Origin of the sequence: Cellulomonas sp. GbtcB1 (assembly GCF_019091725.1) — a bacterium.
GTDB lineage: Bacteria > Actinomycetota > Actinomycetes > Actinomycetales > Cellulomonadaceae > Cellulomonas.
Window position 1 is genome coordinate 1 of sequence record NZ_JAGXJG010000501.1, and the last position, 239, is coordinate 239.

A 239-nucleotide genomic window follows, 5' to 3' on the forward strand; every position below is an offset into this window, starting at 1 on the left:
GATAGGCCGGATGTGGAAGGCAGGACTAACGACTGCCGCAGCTGACCGGTACTAATAAGCCGACAACTTCACCACTCTTACTTTGTGCTACGCGTCCACTGTGCGGTTCCCGAACCACGAACACGCACCCCTTGCAGTTCAGGGGTGTCTCGTGTTTGAGAAGTTCGACAGAGTTACGGCGGTCATAGCGAAGGGGAAACGCCCGGTCCCATTCCGAACCCGGAAGCTAAGCCCTTCAG

Annotated in this window: 1 rRNA gene; it reads left to right on the forward strand. The window is 56.9% G+C overall.

Annotated elements, in window-relative coordinates:
• Positions 1–174: 174 nt before the first annotated feature.
• Positions 175–239 (forward strand): 5S ribosomal RNA (rrf, locus tag KVT14_RS21170); the annotation flags it as partial.